16 protein-coding genes are annotated in these 19,464 nt (G+C 38.4%); 15 read left to right on the forward strand and 1 reads right to left on the reverse strand.

Translation table 11 applies throughout. The features are described 5' to 3' along the window. Nucleotides 1–251 precede the first annotated feature (251 nt). The 5 genes from VB694_RS21355 (at nt 252) to VB694_RS21375 (ending at nt 2,718) form a co-directional block, all read left to right on the forward strand. Entirely contained in the window at nt 252–707 is a 456-nt protein-coding gene (locus VB694_RS21355) for a DUF6978 family protein (protein WP_323362349.1), read from the forward strand. Further along, nucleotides 707–1,489, forward strand: a complete 783-nt coding sequence (locus VB694_RS21360; protein WP_323362350.1) for a DUF1828 domain-containing protein — start codon at nt 707–709, stop codon at nt 1,487–1,489. The genes VB694_RS21355 and VB694_RS21360 overlap by 1 nt, the downstream gene beginning before the upstream one ends. Before the next feature lie 37 nt (nt 1,490–1,526). Beyond that, nucleotides 1,527–1,865, forward strand: a complete 339-nt coding sequence (locus tag VB694_RS21365; RefSeq protein ID WP_323362351.1) for a XisI protein — start codon at nt 1,527–1,529, stop codon at nt 1,863–1,865. A gap of 102 nt (nt 1,866–1,967) precedes the next feature. Beyond that, nucleotides 1,968–2,219 (forward strand): UPF0175 family protein, encoded by a 252-nt coding sequence (locus VB694_RS21370; RefSeq protein WP_323362352.1) that lies wholly within the window; start codon nt 1,968–1,970, stop codon nt 2,217–2,219. Beyond that, a complete protein-coding gene (locus tag VB694_RS21375) occupies nt 2,212–2,718 on the forward strand; it encodes a DUF3368 domain-containing protein (protein WP_323362353.1) in 507 nt (168 codons plus the stop codon). Before VB694_RS21370 ends, VB694_RS21375 begins: the two co-directional genes overlap by 8 nt. 995 nt (nt 2,719–3,713) lie before the next feature. Here the strand turns inward: VB694_RS21375 and VB694_RS21380 are convergent. Further along, nucleotides 3,714–4,430 carry a heme oxygenase (biliverdin-producing) gene (locus tag VB694_RS21380; RefSeq protein ID WP_323362354.1) on the reverse strand — a complete coding sequence of 239 codons (717 nt, stop codon included), beginning with the start codon at nt 4,428–4,430 and terminating at the stop codon, nt 3,714–3,716. 399 nt (nt 4,431–4,829) lie between these two features. Here VB694_RS21380 and glmM point away from each other — a divergent pair, with 399 nt between their 5' ends. From glmM to VB694_RS21430, 10 genes are all read left to right on the forward strand, one after another. Further along, nucleotides 4,830–6,302 carry a phosphoglucosamine mutase gene (gene glmM / locus VB694_RS21385; RefSeq protein ID WP_323362355.1) on the forward strand — a complete coding sequence of 491 codons (1,473 nt, stop codon included), beginning with the start codon at nt 4,830–4,832 and terminating at the stop codon, nt 6,300–6,302. Nucleotides 6,303–6,453: 151 nt separating this feature from the next. Then, on the forward strand, nt 6,454–8,124 hold the full coding sequence (gene hpsL / locus VB694_RS21390; protein WP_323362356.1) for a hormogonium polysaccharide biosynthesis protein HpsL: 1,671 nt from the start codon (nt 6,454–6,456) through the stop codon (nt 8,122–8,124). Nucleotides 8,125–8,144: 20 nt separating this feature from the next. Beyond that, entirely contained in the window at nt 8,145–9,305 is a 1,161-nt protein-coding gene (locus tag VB694_RS21395; RefSeq protein WP_323362357.1) for a glycosyltransferase family 4 protein, read from the forward strand. A 174-nt stretch (nt 9,306–9,479) separates the two neighbouring features. Further along, nucleotides 9,480–10,460 (forward strand): hormogonium polysaccharide biosynthesis glycosyltransferase HpsN, encoded by a 981-nt coding sequence (gene hpsN, locus VB694_RS21400; RefSeq protein WP_323362358.1) that lies wholly within the window; start codon nt 9,480–9,482, stop codon nt 10,458–10,460. Between the two features lie 126 nt (nt 10,461–10,586). Continuing rightward, nucleotides 10,587–11,753, forward strand: a complete 1,167-nt coding sequence (gene hpsO / locus VB694_RS21405) for a hormogonium polysaccharide biosynthesis glycosyltransferase HpsO (protein WP_323362359.1) — start codon at nt 10,587–10,589, stop codon at nt 11,751–11,753. 138 nt (nt 11,754–11,891) lie between these two features. Beyond that, nucleotides 11,892–13,061, forward strand: coding sequence for a hormogonium polysaccharide biosynthesis glycosyltransferase HpsP (hpsP, locus tag VB694_RS21410; RefSeq protein ID WP_323362360.1), 1,170 nt, complete (start codon nt 11,892–11,894; stop codon nt 13,059–13,061). Nucleotides 13,062–13,261: 200 nt separating this feature from the next. Beyond that, entirely contained in the window at nt 13,262–13,900 is a 639-nt protein-coding gene (locus tag VB694_RS21415) for a peroxiredoxin (RefSeq protein WP_323362361.1), read from the forward strand. 482 nt (nt 13,901–14,382) lie between these two features. After that, a complete protein-coding gene (locus VB694_RS21420) occupies nt 14,383–15,762 on the forward strand; it encodes a 1-acyl-sn-glycerol-3-phosphate acyltransferase (protein WP_323362401.1) in 1,380 nt (459 codons plus the stop codon). A gap of 150 nt (nt 15,763–15,912) precedes the next feature. After that, nucleotides 15,913–17,097 (forward strand): sulfate adenylyltransferase, encoded by a 1,185-nt coding sequence (gene sat / locus VB694_RS21425; protein ID WP_323362362.1) that lies wholly within the window; start codon nt 15,913–15,915, stop codon nt 17,095–17,097. Nucleotides 17,098–17,197: 100 nt separating this feature from the next. Then, entirely contained in the window at nt 17,198–19,333 is a 2,136-nt protein-coding gene (locus VB694_RS21430; protein ID WP_323362363.1) for a caspase family protein, read from the forward strand. Nucleotides 19,334–19,464 lie beyond the last annotated feature (131 nt).

A 19,464-nucleotide genomic window follows, 5' to 3' on the forward strand; every position in this document is an offset into this window, starting at 1 on the left:
CCCGATCAGGTATTATATCTGGATTTTCCTCTCTCCACTCATTCCAAACCTCTACCCTTTACTTCAATATTGCTAAATGCTCTGGATTTGCCATAATCTAGTTTTTATACCTAAAATTGCCAATATTCGGATTTTAACCTAATTTCATTAAAATCAGAATGTAATAAAAATAGCGATCGCATTTAGCATTAACCAGATTTTTCAAGTATTTTCTATGACACAATAATTTATGTTGTGTTTTTCGGCTACTGATGTTAACTCAAGCAGAATTTGAGGAATTGATAAATGATACTACAAAACAAATTGATAATAATATTTTATGGAGTGAAGATGAAGACCATTCTCCTACCGTAGAATTTAGTGTTGAGCTTACCTCAAATGCTGGTTATCCCATTGTTGTCAAAGGTAGTTATAACCCGCTCATAGAAAAACTGACCTATGCACTCATCCATAAGGCTGCTGGTAGAATATATGCTTTGGATTTAGGACAAGATCATAAAAATCCTGATGGAAACCTAGTAGGAGAAAAACACAAGCATCGCTGGAGAGAGCCGTATCGAGATAAAGAAGCTTATGTTCCAGAGGATATAACTGCTCCTGTCACCGATCCAGTCAAAGTATGGCAACAGTTTTGTCTAGAGTCGAAAATAAAGCATAATGGAAATATGCAAGATCCACCGCCATTACAGCTAGATTTATTCCTCTAATGTTAACCCCTTGCCAAGAAATTGCCAGAACGATTGGAGAGTTGTTTACCTGTTCAACGGTCAACGACTATATCCGTATACGTACCCCATTACTTTATCCTGATGGTGACGTTATTGATATATATCTAAAGGAAAAAGAGGGTCAATATATCTTGACAGATTTAGGTGAAACTTTACGCTGGCTACGGATGCAAACTATATCTGAGAAAAGGTCAGAAAAGCAAGAAACGCTAATTCAAGATACACTATTAACTCACGGTGTTGAAAAATACAAAGGAATGTTAATAATTAGAATACAAGAAAATGAAAACTTAGCTTCTGCTGTCACAACTTTATCGCAAGCAGCATTTAGAGTTTCTGATATTTGGTTTACATTTAGAACTAGAGCTTTTGAGTCAATTATAGAAGAAGTAGCAGAATTTTTAACAGAGAAACAAATACCTTTTGAACAAAATAAGAAATTTGCAGGACGTTCTGGGCGTTCTCGAAAAGTAGATTTTTTCACCGAATATCGCCAACAAGTATCATTAATTGATGTATTAAGTACAGCAAGCGTGGCAGCAGGTAATAGTAGGGCTGATAATGTTTTTACTGTTTGGTCAGACCTTAGCTACCTTCAAGAAAGAAATTACAAATTTATTTCATTATTTGACGATACCATAGATATTTGGAAACTTGAAAATATTACTCTTCTAGAACAAGTTTCTAATGTAGCATACTGGTCGCGCAAAGCAGAATTTCAAGAAATGCTCCTTACAAACAATACCCTATCACTTCCTTAAACCTAAAACCAAACGAGGAATAGAAGGAGATAGTACAATGGATACCAAGTTAAAATATCAAGAAATTATCAAAAGCATATTAACAGAAACTGCCGAATATCGCGCTTCTATACCTGATGGTTATAACTCCCAAGTTTTATTTGATGATGAACATGGACGTTATCTAGTTTTAGATATTGGTTGGAATGGTGATCAATATCTACATACCACACCTATTCATGTAGATTTAATTGATCATAAAATTTGGATTCAATATGATGATACAGAAGAAGGTATTGCTAATGATTTTATAGCAGCAGGTGTTCCTACACAGGATATTGTACTTGGTTTTCGTCATCCTAAAATCAGAGCATATACAAACTTTGCTGTTAGTTAGTACATCATTTTCGCCTGATTTACGTTTTAATTTTTTTCTTGTGATTTATTTTCTGGAGAAAAATTTGATACTATCTATAAATAGACTGTAACTCATATTTTTATGACTAAAGTAAACCTAGACTTACCCCCAGAAGTATTTTCTGCTCGTCGTCTTTCCCCAGATGATTTTGTCCGTGATATGCGCCTAGCAGCAGCTATATATTGGTATCAAAAAAATGAAATTTCCCAAGAAAAAGCCGCACAAATAGCCGGGTTAAACCGACGTGATTTTATTGCAGCCCTTACCCGTGAAGAAATAGATGTGTTTTCTGTAGACTTTGATGATTTACAACAAGAGTTAAATCGTGTCTAACAAGTTACTAAATGAGGCTATCAAGCCAGCAATAAATACCTCACCCTTGATTTTTTTGACAAAAGGCGGTTTCCTACACCTCTTGCAAACAGTCAGCCCTGAAATTACTGTTCCTCAAGCAGTGTCCAGTGAAATTCAAGCCTATGGAGAAACAGATATCACCGCCAACGCACTAGCTAACACCTCCTGGCTGGTAGTCACGGAAATACCCCCTGTACCTGCAATTATTCAAAGTTGGGATTTAGGGGCTGGAGAATCTGCGGTTTTAACTTGGGGCTATCTAAATCGAGGCACTGAGGTAATTATTGATGATTTAGCAGGTCGTCGTTGTGCAGCAGCGTTAGATATTCCTGTGAGGGGAACTTTATGTATAATTCTTACTGCTAAACAACGTGGCGTAATTCCATCTGCACGACCAATTTTAGAACAATTACGGCTCTCTGGAATGTATCTATCTCAGAAAGTTATCAACCAAGCACTGGCATTGGTGGGAGAATAAATAACAATATTATCTTTATCTCTGAGTTCAAGAAAGTTGGCGAACCTCTCGCACAATTTCACAAATGTCTTTTGTTGTTAAAGGATTAGGATCATTTACTGCTTCTCTTCTTTTCCTTAATTCCTGCCAATCAAATTTAGGAGCTTTTTTAAAAAAATATATGTAGAAGAAATCAATCAAATTCCTACTTTCTAAAATCTAACTATTTTCTCTTAGGACTTACGCAAGTGTCACACCAAAAATCTGTTGTAGGGTGCGTCAGATATCAACAATCTGTTTATTGGCAGGATTTATGCAGTCTGACGCACCCTACCAATGTGCCAGTTGCGTAAGTCCTGTCTCTATCTAAAGAATGAAAAAGACCTGGACTAGAGCCAAGCCTTTGTATATACCAGGTGTTTACCATATATAGCTACTTTAAACTCTGTTTTCTTCTAATTCATCTCTCTAATAGGCGTGTACAAAATTTATAGAAACTGCTAGTTAGCATAACTTACAAATAAAAATTAATCTACATAAAAAAAGCCCTGGATATGATTCCAGAGCGATTACACGTTTTTCAGGCATTAATAGAATAAATATTACCTTCAGTAAATCAATATTTCTACTACCTAAAGGATAATTAAACCCGGTTTATATCTTTAATGTGAGTAATAATTGACCTCTAGCAATATCAAAAACTCAACAGTCAAATTTTCAATCGCAGAGAGAAATCGGGAATTTTAACTGCTGTTTTTCTATAAAAAAGGCTTGGCGATGAACCAAGCCCAGATATATACCAAGTGTTTACCATATCTAATTAATGTAATCTTACTTAAATTTAATATCATCTACCTAGAGGATGTGTACAAATATGAGATAACTTGTTATTGACTAATATCAAGCAGATTATAAATTTAGGGGTGACATCCCTCTGGTTGCTTTCATGCACAGAAAACAATCACAAGGCTGTTACCCCTAGATATGATGAGAACTATTAATTATTTCTCAATTTATTACTCAGCAGTCACCAGTTCAGTGCTACCTTTTGTCCGCTTGCGGGTCAAGGTGTTATAAACCATGATACCGATCGCTTTAATCAAATTACCTTCCAACTCTTGGAACATCTTCATGTTCACACCAAAAGCAGCATTTGCTTCTTCTGTGATGCGATCGCCTGTAGCATCATCAATAGGCATAGCATCCAAGTTTTGCCGATACTGGGCTTTAAATGCCTTCTCGTCGGTAATATCTGCAAACTCATAAAAAGCAGTTCCTTCACCTTCACCCAGCTTCATTGCAGTTTGAGCAATACCTTTGAGGATTTGTCCACCAGATAAATCACCTAGATAGCGGGTATAAGAATGAGCAATTAATAATTCTGGTTCAGTTGCCGAAATTTCCCGAATCCGGCTTACATACGCTTCACCAGCAGGGGATAATTTGATTTGCTCACGCCAGTTGTAACCGTAGTAATAAGCTAAATCTTGCTCTAATGTATGCTTGCGGTTAAGTTCAGGAAAATAAATTTTACTCAAAATGGGATGGTGTTTGTGTTTTTCCATCTCCTCTTCCATAGCTGAGTAGATGAAATAAAAGTTAGCAACCAGTTTCCGGTATGAATTTTTTTCTACAACTCCTTTTAAAAAACACTTGACAAAACCTACGTTTTCTGCCATCGTGTGTGCTTTCTTAGTACCTATTCGTAACTTGGAGGCTAAATTACTGCTCATGCTAAATTTCTCTACTTTAAAAAATCAACTGCTGGCATTTTTTACTAACGGCGAAAAAATGCCATTAAAACGTTACATTAAAACCTTATGATGAGAATTTATATTAAAATTCATTAAGCTGGGAGCTATTTGTGCTACATTATACAAAATTCTCAAGGAGTCAATAGCATTTTTATGCTGAGTATTGGGGCAGATCCCCGACTTCTCAAAGAAGTTGGGAATCTACAGTAAATTATTAATAACCATCTGTAATTTTACTTAACAAAGAATCGTTAAAATTAATTGTCATTAAGAAAAACGATTACTGGTGTACTGTTGAAAGGCGATTTCGTCAGAATTGTTGAACAAAGTTTAAAGTGTTATTCTCCAAATGTGTGATGGTGTGGAGTGTTGAAAAATATGGTTTCCTCTATAACTCGGACTCAAAGCAGCATATCTGAGGGTTATGTTGCCAAATCTCAAGGGTTGACAACAGAAATTGCCAGTAGTTTTGCCCTTAACTTAATTTCCTTACCAACAACGGCTTTATTCGGTACAGATGGCATTCGTGGTAAAGTCGGAGAACTGCTGAATGCACCCTTAGCCTTGCAAATTGGTTTTTGGACGGGTATTGTCTTACGTGATCATGCAGCACAAAATGGTCCTGTGATTCTGGGGCAGGATTCCAGAAACTCCAGTGATATGCTGGCAATGGCTTTGAGTGCAGGATTAACAGCCGCAGGTTTAGAGGTTTGGTATTTGGGCTTATGTCCTACTCCATGCGTAGCTTATCTTACTAGTATTACCGATGCCATTGGTGGCGTGATGATTTCTGCCAGTCATAACCCACCAGAAGACAATGGGATTAAAATATTTGGTGCTGGTGGTGGCAAGTTATCTAAAGGATTGCAAGCGGAAATTGAGGCAGGTTTGCGAGGTAAGGTCGCACCTGTAGTTGGTGTCAGTAACTGCGGTAGGCATTACTCACGGGCAGAATTAATAGCAGATTACGGACAGGCATTACAAAAACCGTTACACCCACAAGTAAATTTTCAAGGGATGAAGATTGTCTTAGATTTAGCTTGGGGTGCTGCTGTGGGATTAGCGCCATCAGTATTTACCCAGATGGGTGCTGATGTAATTTGTTTACATAATCAAGCCGATGGCGATCGCATTAACGTCAATTGCGGTTCTACAGATTTAGATATTTTGGCAGCAGCGGTTAAAGAATATCACGCTGATATGGGATTTGCCTTTGATGGTGATGCTGATAGAGTCTTAGCAGTAGATAATACAGGCAGACAAGTTAACGGAGATTACATTCTCTACCTTTGGGGTCGTCACCTGCAAGCACAGCAACAACTGCCAGATAATTTGATTATCTCCACCGTCATGGCTAACTTGGGATTTGAGAAAGCTTGGCAAAAACAAGGCGGGAAAATGATTCGTACCGCCGTTGGTGATCAATATGTACAGGCAGAAATGTTAAAAACTGGGGGGATGTTAGGTGGTGAACAATCAGGTCATATCCTCTGCCGTCATTATGGTATTACTGGGGATGGGTTGTTAACAGCATTACATTTAGCCGCAGTGGTGCAAGCAGCAGGAATTTCTTTAGGGGAAATGGTTGATCAAAGTTTTCAAACCTATCCGCAACTATTACAAAACGTGCGAGTAGAAGACAGAGAACAGCGGTTAGGGTGGGAAAATTGCGAACCAGTACAAAGAGCGATCGCCCAAGCCGAAGCCGCAATGGGAGATAGTGGCAGGATCTTAGTCCGTGCATCTGGCACAGAACCTGTGATTAGAGTGATGGTAGAAGCTGCTGATAGTGAACTGGTAAACTATTGGACAAAGGAATTAGTTGCACAAGTTCAGGAACATATAGCTTAAAGCAGAAAAAGAGGCAGGGTAGAGGAGCAGAGGAGCATGAAGTCAGACAAGCAGGAATCTTTGACACTGGGGGAGCAGGGGAGTAGAGGAGTAGAGGAGAAAATTCTTTCCCAATCCCCAATCCCCAGTCCCCAATCTCCAGTCACCAGTTATGGCTAAAACAAAGCGAAAATCTCAGCTTGGAAAAAAGCAGTCATCAGTAGATAAACCAGCCCTAAGTCTGAAAGAAGAGTTAGCCCAAAAACGGAAGGCTACCCAAGCACGGAAAGAATTTACTAGCTTGGTTGGTAAACTCATTGGCAGTGGCCTATCCTTGGGAATGGTGCTTTTTTTTGTAGGTGGAATGAAATTAGCAGCGCCCGGAGCATTAGGTATCATAGTCCTCACCCTTTGCTACAAATACCCACGCCCTGCTTTATTTGCCTTTGTTATGTACGTGCCTTTTGCGGGTACAGTCATTTACATGCTGGGTAACAGTCCCGTACTGCAATTGGCTAAAGATGCTTTTTTTGTGCCATTTGCGATCGCCGTGTGGCAAACTTGCAAAAAGCAAAAACAACCCTTCCTGAATCCTCAAGCCATCAAAACTCCATTTTGGATTCTGTTTAGCTGTTGTATGCTAACCCTATTTTTTATCAATGGGGGACAGCAGTTCAACCCTCCTGTTCAGCAATTACAGGCATTAAGCCCTCCTTCACAGGAATTACCCATAGGATTAGGAATTTTAGGATTAAAAGTATTTATAGGTTATCTACCATTAATTACTTGTGTCTATTATTTAATTCGCACTCAGCAGGATTTTTGGTTATTATCCCGTCTTCAGATTATTCTCATCATCATCTGTTGTGTTTTGGGAATGATCCAATATTACTTGCTGACAATTGGGGTATGTAAAGGCACTGTAGGGGTTGAGGGAGATTTATTATTTAAAGCATCACTTGATGCTCGTTGCTTCGTTGGAGGAGCATTATTATATACTCCAGAACAAGGGGTAATTCGCTTACCAGGCACTTTTGTTGCCCCTTGGCAGTGGGCATGGTTTTTAATTTCCTGTACTTTTTTTACCTTTGCCACCATTTTTAGCGACAAATCGATTCTTTGGCGATTAATCGGTTTGTTTGCTTTAGTATTAGTCTTTGTTAATGCTGTTGTCTGTGGACAAAGAATTTCTTTAGCGTTAGTACCAGTGTGTTTTGTACTGTTGCTATTATTCACCGGTCAATTTACCAATTTGAAAAAGTTTATACCCCTGGGAGGAGGGTTAATTGTAATTTTAGTAGTTGCAATGGCAGCTAACCCCACTGTTGTCCAAGAAAGAGTAGACAGTTTTATCAATCGATGGAATGCCTCACCCCCTCAAGAGTTTATTGTTTCTCAATTTAAAGAAAACTGGAGATCCGTTGATACTCCTATAGGTAGTGGTTTAGGTAGAGCTACTAACTCAGCCCGTGTATTAGGTTCAACTAAGTTAGTGGAAACCTACTACCCGAAAGTCCTGTATGAAGTGGGGATTGTGGGAGTAATGGCTTTTTTGTTCTTTGTTACCAGTTTAACAATTGCTGGTTTTAAAACATATCGCACTATAAAAAACCGTAACCTCCGCACTTATGGCGCTAGTATGTGGGTGTTTGTGTTATTTATTAGTTACAATACTTATTACTATCCTCTAGATGTTGATCCAGTAGCTGTTTATTATTGGTTATGTGCAGGAATAATATTCAAATTACCAATATTGGATCAACAAATAATTCCAGAAGAAACAACCGTCAACATCAAAGATAAGAAAAAACGTCTGCATAAAAAATCAACTTTTAACAATTAGGAAAAGTAGAGAAGATAAAAATGGTTAAAGTAATCATCACAGGTACAAAACATATTCGCACTCCCAATTTACCCAGGAACTCTCAACATGATCTAATTAGAACCAAAAATTTTCCCACAGGTAGATATCCCATAGAAAAACTGTGGAAACCCTTATCCAGCTTTTTACCTTGGCAACCCATAAGGGGTGGATACCAAGTAATTCACTCTTTCAATCAAATTATATATACAAATAAACCTTGGTTGATTACATTTGAAGATCATACATCTTTATATAGCAATCCTAAAAATAAACTGGAATCCATAGTTTACCCCATTTTAAGAAATCGGTTAGCACTAGACAACTGCCAAAAAATTATTGCTATGTCAGATTTTGCTAAATTCCGAATTACAAAAAAAATAGAAAATTGGGATATATCAGAAAAAATCAAGCAGAAGTTAACCGTGATTCATCCCAACTTCCCTGTCAGGGTGAATCATGCTAAAAGTTACGATGAAAAACAACCGCTACAATTTATTTTCATAGGACATCATCTGGCTAGAAAAGGCGGAATTGTGGCCTTAAGAGTTGCTAAAAAAGCTCAACAATTAGGCTTACCTGTGAAGATAAATATTATATCTGGATTGGGAATTGGTGCAGGTAGACCTACAGATTTTCCTGATCAAAACAAGTATGCAGAAGATTTAAAGCTACTGGATTTAGATAATGTTAATTTTCATAAAAGTCTACCTAATCAGCAAGTAATTGATTTACTCTCACAAAGTCATTTTCAATTAATGGCTACTTTACAAGATAGCTATGGTTTCAGTCTGGTAGAAGGATTTTCTGTAGCTACACCAGCAATTACAACTAATATATGTGCATTACCAGAGTTAGTTACTCATGGAGAAAATGGATACATTTTAAAATTACCCCTCAATGAATATAGAGAATGGAGAGATTGGCTACATGGGGAAAAATTGAAAACTGATGAATATTGGCAAATTTTAAATGGTACTTATGATGATTTAGCAGCAGCAGCTTTGGAACAAATTATCACATTTTTCGATAGAGGTGATAAACGGGAACATTACGAGGCTTTAAGCGCCGGGGCATTAGCACACGCCCAAAATTTTAATAACGCTGAAACACAAAATGAGTTATTAGATCAACTCTATACAACCGCCGCAGGGTTATACTGAAGTAAATAGAACTAAAGCTGCGTGTCACACCAAAAATCTGTTGTAGGGTGCGTCAGATATCAAAAATACGTTTATTTGCAAGATTTATGCAGTCTGACGCACCCTACCAATATGCCAGTTGCGTAAGTCCTGGTAAAATCAGATTAATTAATTACAATCTTAACTATCACAGTTATGAATAATTACCCCTTAATTTCCGTAGTTATCCCCACATACAGAAGAGAAAAATTGCTCCGGGATAGTATTATTGATGTCTTAAAACAAGATTATCCCCATTTTGAAGTTTTGGTAGTAGATCAAACCCAAATCCACGAACCAGAAACACAAGCTTTCCTAGAAGAAATGGCAGCATCTGGTAAAATTAAGCTGTTTAAGTTAGATTGGGCGAGTTTACCAGGGGCGCGAAATTATGCGGTGCGGAGATCATCGGGTGAGATTATTTTATTTATTGATGATGATGTCCAGCTAACACCAGGTTTTTTAGCAACCCATGTCAAAAATTACGTGGAAAACCCGGAAATAGGTGCGGTTGCAGGTCGTGTATTTGACAGAATGAAATTAGGTGATTCTGGGGGAAAATTGGAAATTGAATATTTACCCCCGGAAGCCATGGACCCTGGTATTGCTTGGTATCATATTGATTTAGTGCATACTACCAAACCTCAGCAAGTTTTGACAGCTAGGGGTTGCAATATGTCTTTCCGTCGGGATGTTTTTACTAAGTATAAAGTCAAGTTTGATGAAAGGTTTCGGGGTAGTGCAGTGCGGGAAGAATCAGATTTTTGTTTGCGGTTTCGGCAGACTGGGTATAAAATTTGGTATGACCCAGAAGCTTATTTAGTTCATCTAGGTGAAGAAACTGGAGGTTGTCATGATATTAGTATGCGATCGCTCCAATATCAACTTACTTTCTATCACAATCATTTTTTACTAGGGCTAAAAAATCTCACTTTTACCCAAGCTTTACGATTTTATGGGCGTTTGTTTGATTGTCACGTTCTCGGAAACCCTCCTTGTTATAAAAGTGGTTCTCCCATTAAAGTAGCCAGTCGGGGAATTTTTTATGTTTTAGGTTTTTTCAAAGCTGTGGGAACTATGATTCAATCAGCATGGAATGATGGACAAATTTACAGTCGTTTAGATCAAAAGGTTTGATTTTTTGAACGCAGATAAACGCAGATAAACACAGATAAATTCAAAGATATTTTTAATTCTAATTGTGTTTGTGTTTATCTATATTCTGAAGGATTTTAGTTTGTTAATTTATATGCAAGTTTTCCCATGAAAATTTTAGTTGCTAGTCATACTTATATAGTAGACCTAAATTGTGAAAAATTACGAGCTTTAGCCAAGCTAGAACCAGGAATTGAGGTGATAGTTGTAGTTCCGAAAAAATGGCAACCAGGAGGAGTGCAAAACAAAACTATTGAAACAGAATATCGTGATGAAGGTGCATTTAAAATAGTCCCAATATCTAATTTTAGTCAAAATCATCAAGGACTATTAACTTTCGGTTCTGATTTAATCGGTTTATTGCAAAAATTTCGTCCCCAAATTCTTCATGTAGAACAAGGTTCTAAGGGTTTGGCTTATACACAAATGATTATTTTAAATCAGTTATTAGGACTTAAAGCCAAAAACGTGTTTTTCACTTGGTGGAATTTACCATACCAATTAAAATTACCGATTGCTTTATTAGAAAAGTATAACCTCAATCACAGTCATGGGATTATTTCTGGTAATCAAGATGGGGCGGATATTTTACGTCAACGTGGATATGAGGGAAAAATTAAAGTTTTACCCCAGTTGGGTGTAGATGAAACTCTGTTTACTCCTCACCCACAACCAGAATTAGCAGCTAGATTAGAAATTTCTGAAAATGATTTTGTCGTCGGTTTTGTCGGCAGATTTGTCCCAGAAAAGGGTTTATTAACACTGTTAAAGGCGTTAATCAATATCCAAGATAAACCTTGGAAATTATTATTATTAGGTAGAGGTGAATTACGTGAAGAATTACTAAAAATAGCCACCGAAAATCACATTCAAGATAGACTAATTATAGTAGAAAGTGTCCCTCATGATCAAGTTGCAAATTATATCAATTTAATGAATACTTTGGTGCTACCTTCAGAAACAACTTATAAGTTTAAAACTCTCACCGCTGTAGGTTGGAAAGAACAATTTGGCCATGTTTTAATTGAAGCAATGGCTTGTAAAGTTCCTGTGATTGGTTCTGACTCTGGAGAAATTCCTCATGTTATTGGTGATGCTGGTTTAGTTTTCCCTGAAGGTAATTCTGAAGCTTTAGCTAATTGCTTATTGCAGTTAATTGAAAAACCAGATTTAGCAGATAATTTAGGAGAAATGGGTTATCAAAAAGCAATGATTAAATATACAAATAAAGCTGTTGCTCAACAACAATTTGAATTTTATCAAGAATTAATGTAAGGAGTTATCTCGTTCCCAGTTTCTAACTGGAAATGTTATCACAGAGTCTCTGACTCTGATATAAATAAAGGCAGAAGCCTTTAAAAATTCATTCCCATACAGAGTATGGGAAGAGTAATTAATAAACAACAATTAATCATGAAAATATTACAAATTGTCCCATCTATTTCTCTCATCTATGGTGGTCCTAGTCAAATGGTGTTAGGACTAGCTCCAGCATTAGCAAAAGCAGGTGCAGAAGTTACTATTTTGACGACTGATAGTAATGGTGATAATGGACAAAAACCACTGGATGTACCTTTAAATATTTCCATTCAACAAGATGGCTATGAAATCATTTATTTTCGCTGTGCGCCATTTCGTAGATATAAGTTTTCTGTGGATTTATTAAAATGGTTAAAAAATCACGCTAAAGAGTTTAATGTTGCCCATATTCATGCTTTATTTTCTCCGGTTAGTAGCGCAGCAGCTACTCTGTGTCGTCAACAACAGCTACCTTATATTTTACGTCCTTTAGGAACACTTGATCCGGCCGATTTGCAAAAGAAAAAACAATTAAAACAGCTTTATGTTGAACTGATAGAACGACGTAATATAGCAGGTGCAGCCGCAATTCATTTTACTAGTGAACAAGAAGCAAAAATATCGGCAAGATTTGGAGTAAACACAAAAGATTTAGTCATTCCTTTGGGTGTTATTCCTCCCAACAATAATAGTGAAGATGTGAGGAATAAGTTTGATATTCCCAAGGATAAACCTTTGATTTTGTTTATGTCCCGCATTGATCCAAAAAAGGGCTTAGAATTATTAATTTCGGCACTAGAAAAACTATTGATAGCAGGGTTTGATTTTCATTTTGTCTTAGCAGGTACAAATCCTCAAGATCCAATTTATGAGGAGAAAATTAAATCTAAAATTGAGAATTCACCGTTAAAATCACATACTACTATCACTGGTTTTGTGACTGGTGAAACAAAAGCAGGTTTATTACAAGCGGCTGATTTATTTGTATTACCTTCATACTATGAAAATTTTGGTATTGCTGTTGCAGAAGCGATGGTAGCAGGAGTACCAGTAATTATTTCTGATCAAGTGCATATTTATCAACAGATAATAGATAGTGACTCTGGCTGGGTGGGAACAACAGATGTAGAATCAATATTAAATTTATTAACAGCAGCTTTGTCAAATCTTCCAGAATGTCAAAGACGGGGATTAAATGCTCAAAAATATGCGTTACAAAATTTTAGCTGGGATGCGATCGCACAACAAGTAATTCAAGCATATCAAGAAATTAGCAAAAAATAGGCTTAAAAGCTGAAAATCCTGAATTTCGCCGATGGGATAATGGATTTTGAAATTTTTGGAAAAAATAAATTTTAATGTCACCTAGAGTTAAAAAATTTAAAATTTTGTTGCAACCTGCGAAATGTAGATGAGATAATCAAGATTTTGTGTCATGATCACACAGTGAAATAATTATCTTTTCTAATTACAGGGAATCTCGCATGGCTCTTCGTCTTGGTGATACAGTACCCAATTTTACACAAGCCTCTACACACGGCGACATCAATTTTTACGAATGGGCGGGTGACAGCTGGGTAGTGCTGTTTTCTCATCCTGCTGATTTTACACCTGTTTGCACAACAGAATTAGGTACAGTAGCTAAACTAAAACCAGAATTTGACAAACGTAACGTGAAAGCGATCGCACTCAGCGTTGATGATGTAGACTCTCATAATGGCTGGGTGGGAGATATCGAAGAAACCCAAAGCACCAAACTAAACTACCCAATTTTGGCGGATGCAGACAAAAAGGTTTCTGACCTTTATGATATGATTCACCCTAACGCAGCTGCAAACATCACAGTGCGTTCCGTATTTGTCATTGATCCTAACAAAAAACTGCGTCTTTCTTTCACCTACCCCCCCAGCACCGGACGCAACTTTGATGAATTATTGCGAGTAATTGACTCTTTGCAGTTAACTGATAACTACAGCGTCGCTACACCAGCAGACTGGAAAGATGGTGAAGATTGCGTAATTGTTCCATCTTTGAAAGACCCCGCAGTTCTCAAAGAGAAATTCCCCAAAGGTTATCAAGAAATCAAACCTTATTTGCGGATGACTCCCCAACCTAACAAATAATTTCCAGTAACATCAATATTCATTTGAATGGTGGGTTAAAGACAATATAACCCACCGTTTTTTATATACAGCACTTTGTGTAACGGTTTGGTACAATAGTTGAGAAGATAAAAGTAAAACAGGGGAAATAAATATTTAGACCGTTCAGTATTAGTTCCTACGCTACTAGAGCGTCGATTCAGTAATGCTAGGTAATCTGTTTTTTCCTTGTAGGGGCGTATCCCTGACGATTAATAAATCGGTGTTCTAGGTGCAGATTTGGCATTCTTTCCAGAGGTTAATTAACTTACCTTTGGGGGTGAAAGTCCCCTGCTTCTACAAGCAGCGGGTTTTGCGTCGGGGTAAAATATCCGTTGCAAAACTTAATTCTACATTCTACATTCTAAATTCTTCATTCTTTTAACAGTAAAAGTGTGATACCAATTCTGTAGATTTTAGACTTTAGATTTTGAATGTCTTTGTCCTCTATTTTCTCTTATTTCATGTATCAAGCACAACCACCGCTAGAATTTATTCCTCCAGCTTTTAACCCATTGTTGTTAAAATTTGTCCATCTGCTATTACCCAACTGGCTGCAATGGAAAACCTCTATTATTACAATTGAAGCAGAAAATGTCGAAGTTTTAGCGGATCTTTATAGCCAATTTCAATCTGGTAATATCCGATTTATGTTGGCATTTCGTCATCCAAAAATCGACGATCCTCTGTGTTTAACTTACTTGTTTTCCCAACTTTTACCAAAGGTAGCCAAACAGAAAAATATAGCTCTACAATCTCCAGTTCATGCCCATTTTATTTATGATCGAGGGATTCCTTTATGGGCAGGTAAACATATTGGTTGGTTGGCTGCTAACTTAGGTGGTACTCCTATCCAAAGAGGTAAAGCTGATTGGACTGGGTTGCGTTCGGCACGGGATTTGTATATGAATGGTCAGTTTCCCATGGCTGCTGCTCCAGAAGGTGCAACTAATGGTTTATCAGAGATAATTAGCCCTTTAGAACCTGGTATTTCTCAAATGAGCTTTTGGTGTGCAGAGGATTTGCAAAAAGCAGGTAGAAATGAGGAAGTTTTAATTGTACCCATTGGCATAAAATATAGTTATATTAACGAACCTTGGGGTGCGATCGCTAATTTATTAACTGAATTAGAAGCCGCTAGTGGTTTAAATATTCAATCAGCCAATAATGCCCCTAGTTTTGAAGTGCTTTATTCTCGATTATTGGCTTTAGCGGAACATTTATTATCTATAATGGAGCAATTTTACACACGTTTCTATCATCAAACATTGCCAGACAAAAAAATTATTAATGGGGAAATTATAGACAGAAATGAAGCTTTGGCTTATCGGTTACAATCTGTGATGAATGTGGCACTATTCATTGCTGAACAATATTTTGATTTACCATCTAGAGGCAATTGGAATGATAGATGTAGACGACTAGAACAAGCAGGATGGAATTATATATTTAGAGAAGATTTTAAAGATATTAAATCACTATCAACCATTGATAAAAGTTTGGGAGATAGAATTGCTGAAGAAGCTTATGTGCGGATGTGGCACATGAGATTAGTAGAAAGTTTTGTCGCTGTTTCTGGTACGTATATCCGCGAAAAACCCACAGTAGAAAGATTTGCAGAAACCACTTTAATTTTATGGGATATGGTCAATAAAATTAAGGGCAATAAGAATCCTTTACAACGTCCAGAGTTGGGTAAACAAAAAGTTAAAATTACTGTAGGTAAACCAATATCAGTTTCTGAACGTTATCCAACTTATAAAGCTAGTCGGGTAGATGCCAGACAAGCAGTAGCTGAGTTAACAAGTGATTTGCAGCAGGTGTTAGAAGGTTTAGTTACGTAGAAAGGATTATCAAAAAATCTCCTATCCGTTTTTCCCAATCTCACCTTTTCCGACCGGCAATTGACAAAATTTTTGGTAAACTTGTAGCACAATGTACCGACAATTTGATAACTTAGTACATAGTTTGCAACAATTAGAGAAGGAATCACGTTGAGTTACCATCTAGATGCCATTGCCCCCCACGGTGGAGAGTTAGTTAACCGAGTTGCTACACCGGCACAAAAGGAAATATTTCTCTCCAAGGCTGACTTTTTACCGCGAGTGACACTTGATGAGAGAGCCGTTTCCGATTTAGAAATGATTGCGATTGGTGGTTTTAGTCCGCTGACTGGTTTCATGAACCAAGCCGACTATAATCGCGTAGTGATAGAAATGCGCTTGGCTAACGGTGTTGTCTGGTCAATTCCCATTACACTATCCGTTACAGAAGAAGTTGCTGCACCTTTGGAAATAGGTGGTTTAGTCCGCTTGGATAACTCCAACGGCGAATATATCGGAGTTTTGGAACTGAGCGAAAAGTACACCTACGACAAACAACGGGAAGCCATCAATGTCTATCGCACTGATGATGCTAAACACCCTGGGGTACAGGTAGTCTACAATCAAGGTTCTGTGAATCTTGCTGGTGATATCTGGTTATTACAACGTGATTCTCATCCTCACTTTCCCAGCTACCAAATTGATCCCGTTGCTTCCCGGCAAATGTTTAGAGACAAGGGTTGGAAAACTATCGTCGGTTTCCAAACTCGTAACCCCATCCACCGCGCCCATGAATATATTCAAAAGTGCGCCTTGGAAACAGTAGATGGTCTGTTTTTACACCCGTTAGTAGGCGCAACCAAAGAAGATGACATTGCTGCGGATGTGCGGATGCGTTGCTATGAAATCTTAATGGAACACTATTACCCTTTAGATAGAGTAATTTTGGCAATTAATCCGGCAGCAATGCGTTATGCTGGACCCAGGGAAGCAATTTTCCATGCTTTAGTTCGCAAAAATTATGGCTGTACACATTTTATAGTTGGTCGAGATCATGCTGGTGTAGGTGACTACTACGGTACTTATGACGCTCAATATATATTTGAAGAGTTTGCCCCTGAAGAGTTGGGCATTGTGCCAATGAAGTTTGAACACGCTTTCTATTGCACACGCACCAAACAAATGGCGACAACTAAAACCAGTCCTAGCAAACCAGAGGAACGGGTTCATCTATCAGGGACAAAAGTCCGGGAAATGTTACGTCGGGGTGAATTACCCCCACCAGAATTTTCTCGTCCTGAAGTGGCGGCCGAATTAGCAAGCGCAATGCAGATCCAAAAATCAGCATTGGCTTAAACTTGGTCGAAAAGTAGCAAAAAGTGTAATTTCAAACTTTACTCTACAGCCCTCAGCCCTTTAAGCTGTTAGCTAATGGACTGATGGCTGATAGCTAATTATGAAACGGCGTGCGTTTTTAGAACGAATCGGCTCGATACTGGCAATCTTGGGATTGACTGAGGCTGAGTGGTTGACTTTGGGAAATCGCTATTATCAAGCTTTAGCAGCACCCAATGCCCGTAAGCTGGCCTTGTTAATAGGTATCAATCAATATCCACAAATTCCTGCCCTTGCTGGTTGTTTGACTGATGTGGAATTGCAGAAGGAACTGTTAATTTACCGCTTTGGCTTTGCAGCTTCAGATATTCTCACCTTAACTGAAGAACAAGCCAGTCAGGAATTTATTGAGGCCGCTATTTTAGATCACTTAGTTAAACAAGCAAAAGCTGAGGATGTGGTGGTCTTCCACTTTAGCGGTTATGGCAGTCGTGTCAAGTTGGGAACTTTCCCAGAAACTGTGCAGAATGCCCTGATCCCAGTTGATAAAAATCTCCCCAATGGTACATTTGTCAACTATTTATTAGAAGAAACTCTTTTACTGTTATTGCGATCGCTCCCTACCGATAGAGTAACCGCAGTATTAGATACTAGTTACTATGCTAAAAGTACGTCTCAGCCATCAGGTTTACGATTTCGCGCCCGTCCCGAACCATCGACAGCAAAGTTAGCAATCAAAGAACTGGAGTTACTCCAACACCTGCAAACGCAGAACTCAGCAGTTAACAAGGCAATGGTGCTAAAAGCAACTTCACAGCCAGATCAGCCAGCGGGAGAATTGGTTTTCTCTGGTTTCACGGCGGGTTTATTTACCTACGCTTTAACCCAATATCTCTGGGAAGTTACCCCAGCGACAACAATTCAAATTCTTCTTTCTCATGTCAATAGTTCTACCTATAAACTGGGTAGCGAACAGCAATTAGGTTTACTGACGGAGCAGAAAAATCCTCAAAATGTGTTAATTACTAATAATTTCCTCCTAGAAAACACTGGCGCGGAAGGAGTGGTGAAAGCTACGGATGAGGATGGTAAAACAGCCCAGTTATGGTTAGGAGGATTACCCGCCCAGGTTTGGCAATACTATGGGGTTAATTCCAGATTGACTTTACCAACTGGAGAACAGCTAATACTCAAGTCGCGCAATGGGTTAACTGCAAAAGCACAGATATCTAGTCAAGAAGCTACCAAATCCCTGGAAGTTGGGCAACTAGTACAAGAAGCGGTGCGCGTGTTACCCCGAAATATTAATCTCACAGTAGCCTTAGATGCGGGACTAGAAAGAATTGAGCGTGTAGATGCTACCAGTGCCTTTGCTTCCCTTACCCGGATGGTAAACATCTCCTCAACAGAACAGGGCGCTGATTACGTATTTGGTAAACTGCAAAATATCCCTAGTCGTTATGGGCTTTTTTCTCTGGGTGGTGATCTCATAGCGAATACTGCTGGGGAAGTTGGGGAAGCGGTGAAAATTGCAGTACAAAGATTAACACCAAAATTTTCTACTCTGTTGGCAGCCAAGTTATGGCGACTGACAGAAAATGAAGGTTCTTCTCGGTTGGCGGTGAAAGTGAGTTTAGAGATTATCAGCAAAATCTCGCCGCGTGTAGTTATGCAACGGCAAACATGGCGCAGTCGTAGTGGGGAAACTACAACTAACAAAGCATTTACCACCCCAGGAACAGCTATTCCTACAGTTCCCGTGGGTAGTAGGATGCAGTACCGGGTGGAAAATTTGAGCGATCGCTCCATATATTTTATGCTGGTGGGGTTAAATAATACTAGAAGTGCGACCGCTTTTTACCCTTGGAAAATCTCTCCAGCAGCAGATGTCCCAGACACTCAACCCTATTTGCAAGAAATTGTTATTCCCCCAGGACAAACTTTGAAATTCCCGCAAAATGAGACTAACCCAGGCTGGTTACTACCAACACGAGCTTTATTTTGTGAACACCAACTAATTCTCAGTACATCTCCTTTGACTGAAACTCTGACAGCTTTAGGAACTGCTAAGTATCCCACGGCTGATCAACAACCAATTAGTTCGTTAGTTAATGGCTTAGAAGTTGCCCAAGCTTTGCTGCAAGACTTACATCATGCTAGTAGGATGAAAACGGAAGTAAATGGAACTGCTACTGACTCTTATGTATTGGATGTGAATAATTGGGCAGGTTTGAATTTTAGTTTTCAGGTAGTTTGAGGTGACTGGGGACTGGGTACTGGGTACTGGGGACTGGGTACTGGGTACTGGGGACTGGGTACTGGGGACTGGGAAGAGATGCTAATTCCCTATTCCCTATTCCCTATTCCCTATTCCCTATTCCCTATTCC

Origin of the sequence: Anabaena sp. UHCC 0451, assembly GCF_034931405.1 — a bacterium.
GTDB lineage: Bacteria > Cyanobacteriota > Cyanobacteriia > Cyanobacteriales > Nostocaceae > RDYJ01.

Bases quoted from the DNA above. Each gene is read 5' to 3' on its own strand.
- VB694_RS21355 (WP_323362349.1), top strand. From the start codon at position 252: ATGTTAACTCAAGCAGAATTTGAGGAATTGATAAATGATACTACAAAA.
- VB694_RS21360 (WP_323362350.1), top strand. From the start codon at position 707: ATGTTAACCCCTTGCCAAGAAATTGCCAGAACGATTGGAGAGTTGTTT.
- VB694_RS21365 (WP_323362351.1), top strand. From the start codon at position 1,527: ATGGATACCAAGTTAAAATATCAAGAAATTATCAAAAGCATATTAACA.
- VB694_RS21370 (WP_323362352.1), top strand. From the start codon at position 1,968: ATGACTAAAGTAAACCTAGACTTACCCCCAGAAGTATTTTCTGCTCGT.
- VB694_RS21380 (WP_323362354.1), bottom strand. From the start codon at position 4,430: ATGAGCAGTAATTTAGCCTCCAAGTTACGAATAGGTACTAAGAAAGCA.
- glmM (WP_323362355.1), top strand. From the start codon at position 4,830: ATGGTTTCCTCTATAACTCGGACTCAAAGCAGCATATCTGAGGGTTAT.
- hpsL (WP_323362356.1), top strand. From the start codon at position 6,454: ATGGCTAAAACAAAGCGAAAATCTCAGCTTGGAAAAAAGCAGTCATCA.
- VB694_RS21395 (WP_323362357.1), top strand. From the start codon at position 8,145: ATGGTTAAAGTAATCATCACAGGTACAAAACATATTCGCACTCCCAAT.
- hpsN (WP_323362358.1), top strand. From the start codon at position 9,480: ATGAATAATTACCCCTTAATTTCCGTAGTTATCCCCACATACAGAAGA.
- hpsO (WP_323362359.1), top strand. From the start codon at position 10,587: ATGAAAATTTTAGTTGCTAGTCATACTTATATAGTAGACCTAAATTGT.
- hpsP (WP_323362360.1), top strand. From the start codon at position 11,892: ATGAAAATATTACAAATTGTCCCATCTATTTCTCTCATCTATGGTGGT.
- VB694_RS21415 (WP_323362361.1), top strand. From the start codon at position 13,262: ATGGCTCTTCGTCTTGGTGATACAGTACCCAATTTTACACAAGCCTCT.
- VB694_RS21420 (WP_323362401.1), top strand. From the start codon at position 14,383: ATGTATCAAGCACAACCACCGCTAGAATTTATTCCTCCAGCTTTTAAC.
- VB694_RS21430 (WP_323362363.1), top strand. From the start codon at position 17,198: ATGAAACGGCGTGCGTTTTTAGAACGAATCGGCTCGATACTGGCAATC.